Origin of the sequence: Flavobacterium aquidurense (assembly GCF_001404985.1) — a bacterium.
Taxonomy (GTDB): domain Bacteria; phylum Bacteroidota; class Bacteroidia; order Flavobacteriales; family Flavobacteriaceae; genus Flavobacterium; species Flavobacterium aquidurense_B.
In genome coordinates this window covers 487,507-502,091 of the sequence record NZ_JRLF01000014.1, presented here as the reverse complement: position 1 = coordinate 502,091, position 14,585 = coordinate 487,507, and the positions used below count along the sequence as shown (strand labels likewise).

Here is a 14,585-nt window from a genome sequence, read left to right as displayed (position 1 = left end):
AAATATTAATTTTTATTGATAACGTTTAGAATTGTCTCTAAACTTGGTGTAATCAAATCTGTAATTGGTTTTGGATAAAATCCAAAGAAAATTAAAACTGCAATAATTGCTACGAATGAAATACCTTCATTAATAGTAACGTCTGCAAAAGTTTTAGAATTAGTTTCTCCCAGCATTACATTTTGAAACATTTTAAGCATATAATAAGCTCCTAAAATAATAGTTGTTCCGCCTAAAACGGCAAACCAAACATTGATTTGAGAAAGGCTATACAAAACAGTAAATTCTCCAACGAAATTAAAAGTGCTTGGCAAAGCTACTGAAGCCAATACTAAAATTAAAAACATAGAAGTAAATTTTGGAGATTGTGTACGAATACCACCCATTTCATCAATTTCTCTGGTTTCAAATCTTCTATAGATAACCTCTGCAGCGAAGAACAATCCTATCACAACAAAACCGTGGGCAATCATTTGCAATACAGCTCCACGTAAACCATCAATGGTTAAAGTGTAAGTTCCTGCAGCAATTAACCCAACGTGTGCTAATGAAGAATAAGCCAACAATTTCTTTAAATCTCTTTGTCTTAAAGCGACGATTGATCCGTAGATAACTCCGGCAATTCCTAAAGCGATAAAAATATTCATGTATTCTTTTGCAGCCAGTGGTGCAATTGGCAATTGCCAGCGAATAACACTGTATAATCCCATTTTTAACATGATACCAGATAAAAGCATTGTTCCAACAGTTGGGGCTTTTTGGTACACATTTGCCTGCCATGTATGGAAAGGAATAATTGGAATTTTAATAGCATAAGCAAGGAAGAAAGCTAAGAATATCCAAAGTTGTTCACTAGCCGATAGATTTAATTTGTATAAATCTTCGATTAAGAAACTTCCTGCTTTCGTATACAAGTAGATAAAAGCTACTAACATAAACAATGAACCGGCAAGTGTATAAATAAAGAATTTAACCACTGCTTTTCTGCGTTCTTCAGCATCTCCATTACCCCAAATAAGAGCGATAAAGTAAATAGGAATAAGTGCTAATTCCCAAAAGATATAATATAAAAGACCATCTGCAGCAAGGAAAGTTCCTGTCATAGCAAAAGCCATAAATAAAATTAAAGCGTAAAAACCTTTTGCATTTTTATATTCATTGCCAAAAGAAGAGAATATAATAATTGGCGTTAAAGCTACAGTTAGTAAAAGCATTGCAATCCCCAATCCATCAGCATTTAAAGCAAATGAAATTTTAGGCTGATTAATCCAGGCATTTACAAAACTAATGTTTTCGCCTGCATAAAAATGATTTAGTAATACAATTGAACAACCTAAAGCCGCCAAACTAAACAACAAAGCTACTTTTGATGCTAGTTTATCACCGGCAAAATAAGTGGCAAATGCACCAATTAAAAGAATAATTAATATAAGAGAAACGTTCATAGTTGTAAAATTATTTAGCTAGAAATATATAGGAAACAATGGCACAAAGCCCCAAAACAAATGCAAAAAGATATAATCCGATACTTCCGTTTTGTAATTTTTTACCTTGAAAAGCTATTTCATTCGTTATTTTTCCTAATCCAAAAACAAGAGTAGATAAGCCAGTCTCAATGTAGTCTCTGAAAAATCTTGATAATCCGTTAATAGAGCGAACAAATATAGCGTCGTAAGCTTCGTCTACATAATATTTGTTGTATAAAACTTTGGTTAAACCTGTAATGTTTTCATCTGCTTCCGGAACATTATCTTGTTTGAAGTATTTAATATAAGCGATTAAGATACCTAATAATCCACCTAAAACAGCGACTCCCATCAAAGTATATTCGGTTGTGCCTAAATGATGTTCTTCACCGGCTACCTTTGTAAAAAGTGGCGCTAAATACTCATTTAACCAGCTATTTCCAGGTAAACTTATTACACCTCCAAAAGTAGCAAGAACAGCTAAAATCATCAAAGGGAAAGTAATTAATCCGTCACTTTCATGTAAATGATGTTTTTGTTCCTCTGTACCTCTGAAATCTTTGAAGAAAGTTAAGAACATTAATCTAAACATATAAAATGCTGTCATAATTGAAGCTATAGATCCTATAACATAAAGTGGAATGTTATGGTGGAAAGCCGTTAATAGAATTTCGTCTTTAGAGAAGAAACCGGAGAAAAACGGAACACCTGAAATGGCCAATGATGAAATCAACATCGTCCAGAAAGTGATTGGCATTGCTTTACGCAAACCACCCATTTTACGCATATCTTGTTCACCGTGCAAACCGTGAATTACAGAACCTGATCCTAAGAATAGACAAGCTTTAAAGAAAGCGTGAGTTATTACGTGAAAAACAGCTACTTCATAAGCACCAAATCCTAAGGCTAAAAACATTAAACCTAATTGAGAAACGGTAGAGTAGGCCAATACTTTTTTAATATCTGTCTGAACCAATCCAATTGTTGCAGCAACTAATGAAGTAATTGCTCCAATAACAGCAATAACAGTTTGAACATCCGGTGCTAAATCAAATACAAAATTTAATCTTGTTACCATAAAGATACCAGCTGTAACCATAGTTGCAGCGTGAATTAATGCAGAAACCGGAGTTGGTCCAGCCATCGCATCAGGTAACCATGTATACAAAGGAATTTGTGCTGATTTACCACAAGCTCCAATAAACAAGCATAAAGCAGCTAATGAAAGCAATGGTATGTTTAAGTTTGTTGCTCCTGCGATTGCAGTTTTTAATGTTGCATAATCTAAAGTAGAGAACATTGAGCCTAAAATGAACATTCCAATTAAAAGACCTAAATCTCCAATTCTGTTCATGATAAATGCTTTTTTAGCTGCATCATTGTAATCCTGGTTTTTATGCCAGAATCCAATTAATAAGTAGGAACAAAGTCCAACACCTTCCCAACCAATAAATAAAACTAATAAGTTATTTCCTATTACAAGTGTAATCATGAAGAATACGAACAGATTTAAATATGCAAAAAACTTGTGCATATTTTCGTCATCGTGCATATAACTTATAGAGTATATATGGATCAATGATCCAATACCGGTTACAAAAAGCAACCAAAGTAATGATAACTGATCTAATAAAAATCCAAGATTGATATGTATATTACTAATTTGAATCCAGTCAAATAAAGTAACCTGAATGGCTTGTTTAGTTGAGCTTAGTTGATTGAAAAAGAAAAGTGTTACAGCAAATGAAACTACTACAGCAGCAGTTCCGATGATTCCTGAAACTGTTTTCCCTAAGCTTTTGCCAAAGAAAACATTGATTAAAAATCCTAAAAAAGGAGATAAAACTAAAAGTAAAGCTAAATTGGTATCCATTTTTATTTATCCTTTTAAATTTTTTAAATTATCGATACTAATCGAACCTAAATTTCTAAAGATCGAAACTAAAATAGCCAATCCAACTGCAACTTCTGCCGCAGCAACTGCCATCGAGAAGAATACAAAGACTTGTCCTTGCGCATCTTGATGATAAGTTGAAAAAGCAACAAATAAAAGGTTAACAGCATTCAACATGATTTCGATAGACATGAAAACGATAATAGCATTTCGTCTGTACAATACACCAAAAATACCAATACAGAAAAGTACAACACTTAAAAAGATGTAGTTTTCAATACCTATTTGATTTAATATATTACCCATTATTTATTTAATTTTTCTTTTTTAGACAATAATACAGTTCCAATCATGGCTACTAAAAGCAAGATTGAAGCAAATTCAAACGGAACCATATATTCGTTTAGTAATATTTTACCAAGTACTTTAATCGATTGGAAATCTTCTCCTGTTGAATCGTATTCTCCAACAATTGGTTTAGAGTTGATGAAGATTGCAATCAATACAATGCAAATCAAACAAAAAGAAACGATTGCTCCTAAACGTGTAATTCTAGGTCTGTGTACATCTCGTTGTTCGTTTAGATTCATCAACATGATCGTAAACAGGAATAAAATCATAATTGCTCCGGAGTAGACAATAATGTGTACGATTGCCAAAAATTGAGCATTTAAAAGTAAGTAGTGACCCGCGATAGAGAAAAAACAAATCACTAAATAAATAGCACTGTGAATTGGATTTCTGCTAAAAATAGTAAGGAAAGCAGTAATCACTGTAATAAACGCTAAGAAACAAAATATAATTTGTACAGTTGTTGCGTGTGCAAAATCAGGAATATGTATCATTTAATTAGCATTATTAAGTTGAGCATTTTTGATCGCCACGTCAAGAGGCATCACTAATCTGTCTTTTCCAAAAATGAAATCTTCTCTTTCGTAGCTTGAAGGAACCAATACTTTTGAAGTTGTCAAATAAATGGCATCTTTTGGACATGCTTCTTCGCATAAACCACAGAAAATGCAACGCAGCATGTTGATCTCGTAAATCGAAGCATATTTTTCTTCTCTATACAAATGTTTTTCGTCAGCTTTACGTTCAGCAGCTTTCATTGTAATGGCTTCAGCAGGGCATGATAAAGCACATAATCCACAAGCTGTACAGTTTTCACGACCTTGTTCATCGCGTTTTAACTGATGTTGACCACGATAAACCGGACTCATTTCACGCACTTGCTCAGGATAATGAATCGTCACTTTTTTTCTGAATAAGTGTTTAAATGTGATAATTAATCCTTTCACAATCGCCACAAGATACAATCGCTCTAAAAAAGTCATCTCTTTATTAGAGACCATCTTTTTTCTACCCGATAATGATATAGTTTCTATTGACATTTTTACTATTATATTTATGATTTAAAATTTGAAGTTAAATCAAATCAAAATCTATTTTATTTTTATTTGAAGCTTTTCCTGCTATCCGCTATATCTTTAATTTTTCTAAAGAAAAAAATTAAAGGATATCGCTTCTATCAGGGCTAGCCAAGATATGATGTTCTTAAAATCCTAAAGCAGCTGCGATATCGTGTCTTAATATAACAACACCCGTAATCATAATATTAATAATCGAAAGCGGGATCAAAATTCTCCATCCTAAGTTCATTAATTGATCGTATCTAAATCTTGGAATTGTCCAACGTACCCACATATAGAAAAATATGAAGAAACATATTTTTGCAAACAATACTGCAATTCCTATTACGTTACCAATATTTACACCTACATTTTCAACCATCCATTCCATTCCGGGATAGTTATACCCACCAAAAAACAATACAGATATAATAGTTGCAGACGTAAACATACTGGCATATTCAGCAAATAAATAAAATCCCATTTTCATTGATGAATATTCTGTATGATAACCTCCTATTAATTCACTCTCACATTCAGCTAAATCAAAAGGAGTTCTGTTAGTTTCTGCAAATGAGCAAATTAAGAAGATTAAAAAGGATAAAGGCTGATAGAAAACATTCCAGTTCATTCCTTGTTGCTGTAATGAAATTTCTTTTAAACTCATTGTTCCGGTCATCATCAATAATGCAATCATTGATAATCCCATCGCAACTTCATAAGAAACCATTTGCGAAGCAGCACGAACAGCTCCCATTAATGAGAATTTATTGTTAGAAGCCCATCCTCCAATCATGATACCGTAAACACCTACAGAAAGAACTCCAAAAATGTATAATAAAGCAATATTAATATCAGTTGCCTGTAGAATAACATCTCTTCCAAATACATGAAGTCTGTCTCCCCAAGGGATTACTGCACTCGTCATTAAAGCGGTGCTCATGGCTATTGCCGGACCTACAACGAATAAAAATTTATTAGGCGTATTTGGAAAGAATTCTTCTTTCGAGAATAATTTCATACCATCAGCAAGAGGCTGCAATAATCCTCCCCATCCTGCGCGGTTTGGTCCTACACGATCCTGAAGAAAAGCCGCAACTTTACGTTCAGCCCAAGTAGAATACATTGCCATAATCATTGTTACGGCAAAAACCACAACAATTACAACACTCTTTTCTATAATAAACGCACCATCTACCATCATTAAGAATTTTTGTTGTTAGTGTTTAATGGAATTTCAGCCATACTAATTTTTTTACGGTCGATATCTCTACCCATAAGGATCGTTTTTTCAGTATCGATTTCTACTTTCTCTAATTTTTGAGTGTAGTTGTTTTGATTGATAACAGAATCTTTTTCAAATTCTCTTGGTCCTTCAATAACCCAGTCATTTACATTTTTGTGATCAAAACGACAACTGTTACAGATGAATTCTTCTACTTCATGGTACTCATCTTTACGACCTGTAACACGTTGAATTTCTCCTCCAAACATCCATACAGTTGTTTTACCACAACATCCTGGAGTTGTACATTCTCTGTGTGCATTATAAGGTTTGTTGAACCAAACTCTTGATTTAAAACGGAAAGTCTTATCTGTCAATGCTCCAACCGGACAAACGTCAATCATATTTCCGGAAAATTCATTGTCGATAGCTTTTGATATACCTGTCGAAATATTAGCGTGATCACCACGATCTAATACTCCGTGAACTCTATTGTCTGTCAATTGATCTGCAACTTGTACACATCTTTGACATAAGATGCAACGGTTCATATGTAGTTGAATATTTGGACCTATATCTTCTGGTTCAAATGTTCTTTTTTCTTCAATAAAACGTGATTTTGGATTTCCGTGTTCGAAACTTAAATTTTGTAAATCACATTCACCAGCCTGATCACATACCGGGCAATCAAGTGGATGGTTGATTAATAAAAATTCTGTTACAGACTTACGGGCTTCCGTTACTCTGTCAGAAGATTTACTGTTTACTTCCATTCCGTCCATACAGCCTGTTACACAAGATGCCATCAATTTTGGCATTGGTCTTGGGTCAGCTTCACTTCCTTTAGAAACTTCAACTAAACAGCAACGGCATTTACCGCCACTGCCTTTTAATTTTGAGTAATAGCACATGGCTGGCGGCACCAAATCTCCACCAATCATACGTGCAGCCTGCAGGATTGTTGTTCCTGGCTCTACGTCTATACTTTGACCGTCTATGGTTACTTTCATCTCTATATTTTGTTTTTTTAGTTTCATGTTTAAAGTTTCAGGTTGAACTTGAAACTAAAAAAACTTGAAACTTGAAACTATTTTAAACTGTTTGTTTGCCTACTAAATGTTTTACTTGTGAGAAAGGCTCGGCAACAAAGTGCTCTCTGTTTTTTATTTTTTCAGGAAAACGAACGTGATATTCAAACTCATCTCTAAAATGACGAATTGCTGCTGCTACTGGCCACGAAGCTGCGTCACCAAGCGGGCAAATTGTGTTACCCTCAATTTTACTTTGAATGCTCCATAATAATTCGATATCCTCTTCACGCCCCTGACCGTTTTCGATTCTCCATAATATTTTTTCTAACCAACCTGTTCCTTCACGACAAGGCGTACATTGTCCGCAAGATTCATGGTGGTAAAAACGTGCAAAATTCCAAGTGTTTCTAACAACACATGCAGTGTCATTGTAAACAATAAATCCTCCTGAACCTAACATAGATCCGGTAGCAAAACCACCATCACTTAAAGATTCGTAAGTCATTAATCTGTCCTCGCCATTTGCAGTTTTAAAAATTAATTCAGCAGGCAAAATTGGTACAGAAGATCCTCCGGGAACAAATGCTTTCAAAGGTCTGCTGGAAGACATTCCTCCCAGGTATTCATCAGAATTCATGAATTCGTCAACACTTAATCCTAATTCAATTTCGTAAACACCAGGATTTTTAATATGTCCTGAAGCAGAAATTAATTTAGTTCCTGTTGAACGTCCAATTCCTATTTTAGCATAATCATCACCAGAATTGTTGATAATCCAAGGCACAGTTGCGATAGTTTCTACGTTATTTACTACAGTTGGATTTGCCCAAAGTCCTGATACCGCAGGGAATGGTGGTTTTATACGAGGATTTCCTCTTTTACCTTCTAAAGATTCTATAAGTGCAGTTTCTTCTCCACAAATATAAGCTCCGGCTCCACAATGTACATGTAATTCTAAATCGTAACCTGTTCCTAATATATTTTTTCCTAACCAACCGGCAGCTTTAGCTTCGGCGATCGCTCTTTCTAATATTTTGAAAACCCACATATATTCTCCACGAATGTAGATATAGGATAAGTTAGCGCCTAAGGCAAAACTGGAAGTGATCATTCCTTCGATCAATAAGTGAGGAATAAATTCCATTAGGTAACGATCTTTGAAAGTACCCGGTTCTGACTCATCGGCATTACAAACTAAATGTCTTGGCTTTCCTGATTTTTTATCAATGAAACTCCATTTCATTCCTGCTGGAAATCCGGCTCCACCACGACCACGAAGTCCCGATTTTTTTACTTCTTCAACAACTTCGTCCGGTGTAAGCGTTTTTAAAGCTTTTTCTACAGATGCATAACCGCCATTTTGGCGATATACTTCATAAGTTTTAATCCCAGGAACATTGATTTTGTCTAATAATATTTTCTGTGACATATTATTTATCGTGTAATATTATTTTATCATCTCTGCAATCAGCGATTAACTGATCGATTTTTTCTTCTGTCAATTTTTCTTTGTAGAAATCTCCTAACTGCATCATCGGAGCATATCCGCAAGCACCTAAACATTCTACGCCGGCAATAGTAAACATTCCGTCTGGAGTTGTTTCACCCATTTTAATGCCTAATTTTTCAGAAGTGTAATCCATTAAATTTTCGGCACCATTTAAACAACAACAAGAAGTCTGGCAAAATTCGAACATGTATTTTCCAATTGGTTTTTGGTTGTACATGGTATAAAAAGTAACCACTTCATAAACCTCAATTGGTTTTATATGCAAAATTTCAGCAACTTTATCCTGTAACTCAATACTCAGCCAGTTATCATGTGCGTCCTGCACTTCATGCAAAACAGGCAGTAAAGCTGATTTTCTTTTGTCTTCAGGATAATGACTGATCAATTCATTGATGCGGGACATCAATGCTTCAGTCATATTTATTTCTTGTTTGTAATGTTTACGTTCCATTTTTATTTTGGATTTTAGTCCCGAATCTTCGGGATTAGATTTTAGATTTTTCAATCTGCCACCTATAATCTACATTCTGCAATCTTTATATTTTAGATTTTTTAATTCTGATTTCTGATTTTTAATCTGGAATCTAAATCTATAATTTTTTAGGCGTCTAATTCTCCGGCAATGACATTTAAACTTGATAAAATAACAATTGCATCTGATAATAAAGCACCTTTTATCATTTCAGGATATGCCTGGTAATAAATAAAACAAGGTCTTCTAAAATGTAATCTATATGGAGTTCTGCTTCCGTCAGTAACCAAATAAAAACCTAATTCTCCGTTTCCTCCTTCAACAGGATGGTAAATTTCTGCAACTGGTACAGGAACTTCTCCCATTACGATCTTAAAGTGATAAATTAAAGATTCCATTGAAGTGTAAACATCTTCTTTTGGAGGAAGGTAGTAATCAGGAACTTCTGCATGATATTCGTTTCCGGCTGGCATTTTATCTAATGCCTGACGAATAATGCTTAAACTTTCCCAAACTTCAGCGTTACGAACGCAGAAACGATCATAAGTGTCACCTGATTTTCCAACAGGAACAACAAAATCGAAATCTTCATAAGAGGAATAAGGTTGTGCAACACGTACGTCATAATCAACTCCGGCGGCACGTAAATTTGGACCTGTAAATCCGTAAGCCATTGCTTGCTCTGCTGAGATTGCACCTACGTTTACAGTCCTGTCAAGAAAAATTCTGTTTCTTTCAAATAAGTTTACAAATTCTTGCCAGGCAACAGGAAAATCTTTTAAAAATACTTCCAGTTTGCGGAAAGCTTCTGGCGACCAGTCTCTTTCGAAACCGCCAATTCTTCCCATATTTGTTGTTAAACGAGCGCCACAAATTTCTTCGTAAATCTCGTATACTTTTTCTCTAAATTGAAATACATATAAGAAACCGGTATAAGCTCCGGTATCAACTCCCAGGATCGAATTACAAATCAAGTGATCTGTAATACGGGCCAGCTCCATTACGATAACTCTTAAATATTGGGCACGTTTAGGAACTTCAATATTAAGCAATTTCTCTAAAGTCATCCACCATCCCATATTATTAATAGGAGAGGAGCAATAGTTCATACGATCTGTAAGAGGCGTAATTTGATAAAAAGGACGATTTTCGGCAATTTTTTCGAAAGCTCTGTGAATATAACCAATAGTAGGTTCAGCTTCAAGAATTCTTTCTCCATCCATCAACAGGATATTTTGAAAAATACCGTGAGTGGCCGGGTGTGTAGGACCTAAATTCAATACTGAAAGCTCGCTTCCGTCTTCGTTTAGTTTATCCTTAACTATTTTAGCATAACGATGCTCTGGTGGTAATAATAGTTCTGACATTTTATAATGTTGAATTATTTATTTTTTAGCAATTTGTTGTTGTTCTTCCAAAGAATCTGTCATCTTTATCAGTTCTTCCGCTGTCTTCCATTGGGAATTCTTTACGCATTGGAAACGATATCATTTCATCCATGTTCAAAATACGTTTCAATTGTGGATGTCCGATAAAGTTGATCCCAAAAAAATCATATGTTTCTCTTTCCATCCAATTGGAACTCTGGAAAATATTTGAAATAGTTTTTATTTCCGGTTTTTCACCATTAAGAAACACTTTGATTCTAATTCGTTTGTTTTCGTACCAATTGTGCATGTGATATACTATCGCAAACTGACGATCTGTTTCGTTGTCCGGATAGTGAATGCCGCATAAATCGGTTAAAAAGTGAAATCGTAGGTCAGAATCATTTTTCAAAAAAAGAATCAATGCTGTGATTTTGTCAGCAGTAGTTTCCAGTGAAAAAATATCTCTTTCTTGTTGAAAGTTAAAAACACTTGCGTCAAATGTTTCTGTAAGTTTATCTTGAATCAGGGTATTTTCTAAAGCCATCTTATGAAATATTATATGAAGCTAGTAATTCTTGGTATTCCGGAGAGCTTCTGCGTCTAACAGATTCGCTTCGTACCAATTCCTGAAGTTTCATTACTCCATCTACTATTTGTTCAGGTCTTGGCGGGCATCCCGGAACATAAACATCTACTGGAATTACTTTATCAATTCCTTGTAAAACTGAATATGTATCGAATATCCCTCCTGATGAAGCACAAGCTCCAACAGCTATTACCCAGCGTGGCTCAGACATTTGTTCGTAAACTTGTCTTAAAATTGGGGCCATTTTTTTTGAAATAGTTCCCATTACCATTAACATATCAGCCTGACGAGGAGAAAAACTCACACGTTCAGAACCAAATCGTGCTAAATCGTAATGTGAGGCCATTGTTGCCATGAATTCGATACCACAACATGAAGTTGCGAAAGGTAATGGCCATAATGAATTGGCTCTTGCTAAACCTACAACATCATTTAGTTTTGTAGCGAAGAAACCTTCTCCTACAACTCCTTCCGGCGGCGCAACCATATTTACATTTGAATCGCTCATTTTATTTTAGATTTCTGATTTTATTTCTGATTTTAAAAAATCATAGGTAAAATCAAGTTTTTTAAATCAATATTTATTCGAGATTTCAAATTTTAAATTGTCATTTTAAATAAATTAGGATAATTCCATTCTTATATCTAAAATCACTACTCTAAAATCTAAAATCTTTTTATTCCCAGTCTAATGCTTTTTTCTTGATGATATAGAAAAAGCCAACTAAAAGAAGTGACATGAATACGATCATCTTTAACATTCCTTCTATTCCAAGTTCTTTGAAGTTTACTGCCCATGGATAAAGGAAAATTACCTCTACATCAAACAATACAAATAAAATGGCAACCAGAAAATATTTTACTGAAAAAGGAATACGGGCATTACCAACTGATTCGATACCGCACTCAAAGTTTTTGTCTTTTACTTCTGAGGTTCTTTTTGGTCCTAATTTTCCCGAAATAATGATTGTTCCTACCACAAAACCAACAGCCAGAATAAACTGCATTAAAATAGGAAGATAACTGTATTGATCTGATTGCATAAACTTAGGTTTTTTACTTAAAGAATAAGCCACAAAGATAACTTTCAACTCTGTAAATCACAAGCTAAAAAAGGATTTAAGTGTATTACAAAAGGGTGATTATTTGTAATTTTTATTGATTATAAATAATAGCAACCTATTTTAAGGTTTTTTTAAGATTTGGGCAAAAAAAAACGTCCCGATACTTCGAGACGTTTTTAAAACCATTCAGAGGCAAAAAAAATAAATTGCTATATTTTTCTTAGATTACTGCTACTTTAGCAGCAACTTTCCCTTTTCTTCCTTCTTCTTCTTCATAGCTTACACGGTCTCCTTCGCGTAATTCTTCCGCGTTAATTCCTGAAGCGTGAACGAAGATATCTTTTCCTGTTTCTTCGTCTGTAATGAATCCATAACCTTTAGATTCATTGAAAAATTTTACTGTACCTGTACGCATTGTAATTGTAATAATAATTTATAATGAAGCAAATGTAATATATAAATTCATACAAAAGACAATAAGGTGTTAATTTTTTGTAAAAATTATTGATTCACAGTGTTTTCGCTATTTATATTGCATCAATTTTGATATGCAACTACTTTATTTGAGAATCATCAATTGTAAGAATGAAAAGTTAAAAAAGTAGCTTATGTTTTACAAAATTTTACTAGCTTATGCGAAAGTGGTGAGGCCAATCCTTTTTCTGTGGGATATTACTTGTGTTTGCTGGGCTAACCTTTTTTAAGTGGTATTATCCTGATATTAAAAAATAGTAAAAAGTAAAAAAACTGCAGCTAAATTTTAGCTGCAGTTTTTTTTATAGAATTATGGCTATTTAAATAGCATCAATTTTAATGTGTAATTCTTTTAATTGAGCATCATCAATTTTTGCTGGAGCATCGATCATTACATCTCGTCCTGAATTATTTTTTGGAAACGCAATAAAATCTCGAATTGTTTCCTGGCCTCCTAAAATGGCTACTAATCTATCTAATCCAAAAGCTAAACCTCCGTGTGGCGGTGCTCCAAACTGAAAAGCATCCATTAAGAAGCCAAACTGTGCTTTTGCTTCTTCTTCGGTAAAGCCTAAATATTTAAACATTAATTGCTGAGTCGCTTTATCATGAATACGAATTGAGCCACCGCCAATTTCATTTCCGTTTAAAACCATATCGTAAGCATTTGCACGGACTTTTCCTGGTTCTGTTTCCAGCAAAGCCATATCCTCCGGTTTTGGAGACGTAAATGGATGGTGCATTGCATGATAACGGCCACTTTCCTCATCAAGTTCTAATAATGGGAAATCTACAACCCATAACGGGGCAAAGACTTCAGGATTACGTAATCCTAAACGAGTTGCTAATTCCATACGAAGTGCAGAAAGCTGAGTACGTGTTTTGTTAGCAGGTCCTGAAAGCACAAAGATCATATCTCCAGGTTTTGCACCTGTAATTTTTGCCCATTGTCCTAAATCTTCCTGATCGTAAAATTTATCTACAGATGATTTATAAGTTCCGTCGTCATTGCATTTTGCGTATACCATTCCTGATGCGCCAACTTGCGGACGTTTTACCCAGTCAATTAATCCGTCAATTTCTTTACGGGTATAATTTCCTGCTCCGGGAACAGCAATTCCCACAACTAATTCAGCAGCATTAAATACCGGGAAATCTTTGTGTTGTGCAAATTCGTTTAACTCTCCAAACTCCATTCCAAAACGGATGTCCGGTTTGTCATTTCCATATGTTTTCATGGCATAATCGTAGGTAATTCTTGGGAATTTTTCTACTTCAATACCTTTTATTTCTTTTAGTAAATGTCTTGTAAGACCTTCAAAAACATTCAAAATATCTTCTTGCTCCACAAATGCCATTTCGCAATCGATTTGTGTAAACTCTGGCTGACGGTCAGCACGTAAATCTTCATCACGGAAACATTTTACAATCTGGAAATATTTATCCATTCCGCCCACCATCAATAATTGTTTGAAAGTTTGTGGAGATTGCGGCAATGCATAAAATTGTCCTTCGTTCATACGGCTTGGTACAACGAAATCTCTTGCGCCTTCTGGAGTCGATTTGATTAAATAAGGAGTTTCAACTTCGCAGAAATCTAAATCAGATAGATATTTTCGAACTTCCATCGCTACTTTGTGACGGAATAATAAACTATTTTTTACAGGATTTCTTCTAATATCTAAATAACGATATTTCATTCTGATATCTTCTCCGCCATCAGTTTCATCTTCAATTGTAAACGGAGGTGTAAGTGCTGCGTTTAGAATTGTTAATTCAGTAACTAAAATTTCGATTTCACCAGTTGGAATATTTTTGTTTTTAGCTTCACGCTCAATTACAGTTCCTTTTACCTGGATTACAAATTCTCTACCCAGAGTTTTTGCCAGTTCAAAAACAGTTTTATCAGTACGACTTTCGTCGAAAATAAGTTGTGTAATTCCGTAACGGTCGCGTAAATCAACCCAATTCATAAATCCTTTATCGCGTGATTTTTGAACCCAACCCGCTAGTGTAACTTCCATATTAATATTTGAGGCATTTAACTCGCCACAATTATGACTTCTATACATGATCAAAATTTT

General features: G+C 34.5%; 15 protein-coding genes. All 15 read right to left on the bottom strand.

Annotated features, from left to right (window positions below; genetic code table 11):
• Window positions 1-5 precede the first annotated feature (5 nt).
• Window positions 6-1,445, bottom strand: a complete 1,440-nt coding sequence (locus RC62_RS17695; RefSeq protein WP_055097511.1) for a NuoM family protein — start codon at window positions 1,443-1,445, stop codon at window positions 6-8.
• 10 nt (window positions 1,446-1,455) lie between these two features.
• Complete coding sequence (nuoL, locus tag RC62_RS17690; RefSeq protein ID WP_055097510.1) at window positions 1,456-3,339, bottom strand: NADH-quinone oxidoreductase subunit L; 1,884 nt, start codon at window positions 3,337-3,339, stop codon at window positions 1,456-1,458.
• Between the two features lie 6 nt (window positions 3,340-3,345).
• Window positions 3,346-3,666 (bottom strand): NADH-quinone oxidoreductase subunit NuoK, encoded by a 321-nt coding sequence (nuoK, locus tag RC62_RS17685; protein WP_017494599.1) that lies wholly within the window; start codon window positions 3,664-3,666, stop codon window positions 3,346-3,348.
• A complete protein-coding gene (locus tag RC62_RS17680) occupies window positions 3,666-4,205 on the bottom strand; it encodes an NADH-quinone oxidoreductase subunit J (protein WP_055097509.1) in 540 nt (179 codons plus the stop codon). The genes nuoK and RC62_RS17680 overlap by 1 nt, the downstream gene beginning before the upstream one ends.
• Window positions 4,206-4,751, bottom strand: a complete 546-nt coding sequence (locus RC62_RS17675; RefSeq protein ID WP_055097507.1) for a NuoI/complex I 23 kDa subunit family protein — start codon at window positions 4,749-4,751, stop codon at window positions 4,206-4,208. It abuts the gene before it with no gap.
• Between the two features lie 163 nt (window positions 4,752-4,914).
• Window positions 4,915-5,973, bottom strand: a complete 1,059-nt coding sequence (gene nuoH, locus RC62_RS17670; protein ID WP_206196602.1) for an NADH-quinone oxidoreductase subunit NuoH — start codon at window positions 5,971-5,973, stop codon at window positions 4,915-4,917.
• Entirely contained in the window at window positions 5,973-7,004 is a 1,032-nt protein-coding gene (locus RC62_RS17665; RefSeq protein WP_055097775.1) for a 2Fe-2S iron-sulfur cluster-binding protein, read from the bottom strand. The genes nuoH and RC62_RS17665 overlap by 1 nt, the downstream gene beginning before the upstream one ends.
• Window positions 7,005-7,086: 82 nt before the next feature.
• Entirely contained in the window at window positions 7,087-8,454 is a 1,368-nt protein-coding gene (gene nuoF, locus RC62_RS17660; protein WP_055097506.1) for an NADH-quinone oxidoreductase subunit NuoF, read from the bottom strand.
• 1 nt (window position 8,455) lies between these two features.
• Window positions 8,456-8,986, bottom strand: a complete 531-nt coding sequence (locus RC62_RS17655; protein WP_055097774.1) for a complex I 24 kDa subunit family protein — start codon at window positions 8,984-8,986, stop codon at window positions 8,456-8,458.
• A gap of 149 nt (window positions 8,987-9,135) precedes the next feature.
• Window positions 9,136-10,374, bottom strand: a complete 1,239-nt coding sequence (locus tag RC62_RS17650) for an NADH-quinone oxidoreductase subunit D (RefSeq protein WP_055097504.1) — start codon at window positions 10,372-10,374, stop codon at window positions 9,136-9,138.
• 25 nt (window positions 10,375-10,399) lie between these two features.
• Window positions 10,400-10,921, bottom strand: coding sequence for an NADH-quinone oxidoreductase subunit C (locus tag RC62_RS17645; protein WP_055097502.1), 522 nt, complete (start codon window positions 10,919-10,921; stop codon window positions 10,400-10,402).
• Window position 10,922: 1 nt separating this feature from the next.
• Complete coding sequence (locus RC62_RS17640) at window positions 10,923-11,471, bottom strand: NADH-quinone oxidoreductase subunit B (RefSeq protein WP_029271568.1); 549 nt, start codon at window positions 11,469-11,471, stop codon at window positions 10,923-10,925.
• Window positions 11,472-11,640: 169 nt separating this feature from the next.
• Complete coding sequence (locus RC62_RS17635) at window positions 11,641-12,006, bottom strand: NADH-quinone oxidoreductase subunit A (protein WP_055097501.1); 366 nt, start codon at window positions 12,004-12,006, stop codon at window positions 11,641-11,643.
• A 241-nt stretch (window positions 12,007-12,247) separates the two neighbouring features.
• On the bottom strand, window positions 12,248-12,442 hold the full coding sequence (locus tag RC62_RS17630; RefSeq protein WP_007137066.1) for a cold-shock protein: 195 nt from the start codon (window positions 12,440-12,442) through the stop codon (window positions 12,248-12,250).
• A 379-nt stretch (window positions 12,443-12,821) separates the two neighbouring features.
• Window positions 12,822-14,573 (bottom strand): aspartate--tRNA ligase, encoded by a 1,752-nt coding sequence (gene aspS, locus RC62_RS17625; protein ID WP_055097500.1) that lies wholly within the window; start codon window positions 14,571-14,573, stop codon window positions 12,822-12,824.
• Window positions 14,574-14,585 lie beyond the last annotated feature (12 nt).

Coding starts and splice junctions, on each gene's coding strand:
- RC62_RS17650 (WP_055097504.1), bottom strand. CDS start 10,374: ATGTCAGAACTATTATTACCACCAGAGCATCGTTATGCTAAAATAGTT.
- RC62_RS17640 (WP_029271568.1), bottom strand. CDS start 11,471: ATGAGCGATTCAAATGTAAATATGGTTGCGCCGCCGGAAGGAGTTGTA.
- RC62_RS17655 (WP_055097774.1), bottom strand. CDS start 8,986: ATGGAACGTAAACATTACAAACAAGAAATAAATATGACTGAAGCATTG.
- RC62_RS17630 (WP_007137066.1), bottom strand. CDS start 12,442: ATGCGTACAGGTACAGTAAAATTTTTCAATGAATCTAAAGGTTATGGA.
- RC62_RS17680 (WP_055097509.1), bottom strand. CDS start 4,205: ATGATACATATTCCTGATTTTGCACACGCAACAACTGTACAAATTATA.
- RC62_RS17645 (WP_055097502.1), bottom strand. CDS start 10,921: ATGGCTTTAGAAAATACCCTGATTCAAGATAAACTTACAGAAACATTT.
- RC62_RS17695 (WP_055097511.1), bottom strand. CDS start 1,445: ATGAACGTTTCTCTTATATTAATTATTCTTTTAATTGGTGCATTTGCC.
- RC62_RS17665 (WP_055097775.1), bottom strand. CDS start 7,004: ATGAAAGTAACCATAGACGGTCAAAGTATAGACGTAGAGCCAGGAACA.
- nuoF (WP_055097506.1), bottom strand. CDS start 8,454: ATGTCACAGAAAATATTATTAGACAAAATCAATGTTCCTGGGATTAAA.
- RC62_RS17635 (WP_055097501.1), bottom strand. CDS start 12,006: ATGCAATCAGATCAATACAGTTATCTTCCTATTTTAATGCAGTTTATT.
- nuoK (WP_017494599.1), bottom strand. CDS start 3,666: ATGGGTAATATATTAAATCAAATAGGTATTGAAAACTACATCTTTTTA.
- nuoL (WP_055097510.1), bottom strand. CDS start 3,339: ATGGATACCAATTTAGCTTTACTTTTAGTTTTATCTCCTTTTTTAGGA.
- nuoH (WP_206196602.1), bottom strand. CDS start 5,973: ATGATGGTAGATGGTGCGTTTATTATAGAAAAGAGTGTTGTAATTGTT.
- aspS (WP_055097500.1), bottom strand. CDS start 14,573: ATGTATAGAAGTCATAATTGTGGCGAGTTAAATGCCTCAAATATTAAT.
- RC62_RS17675 (WP_055097507.1), bottom strand. CDS start 4,751: ATGTCAATAGAAACTATATCATTATCGGGTAGAAAAAAGATGGTCTCT.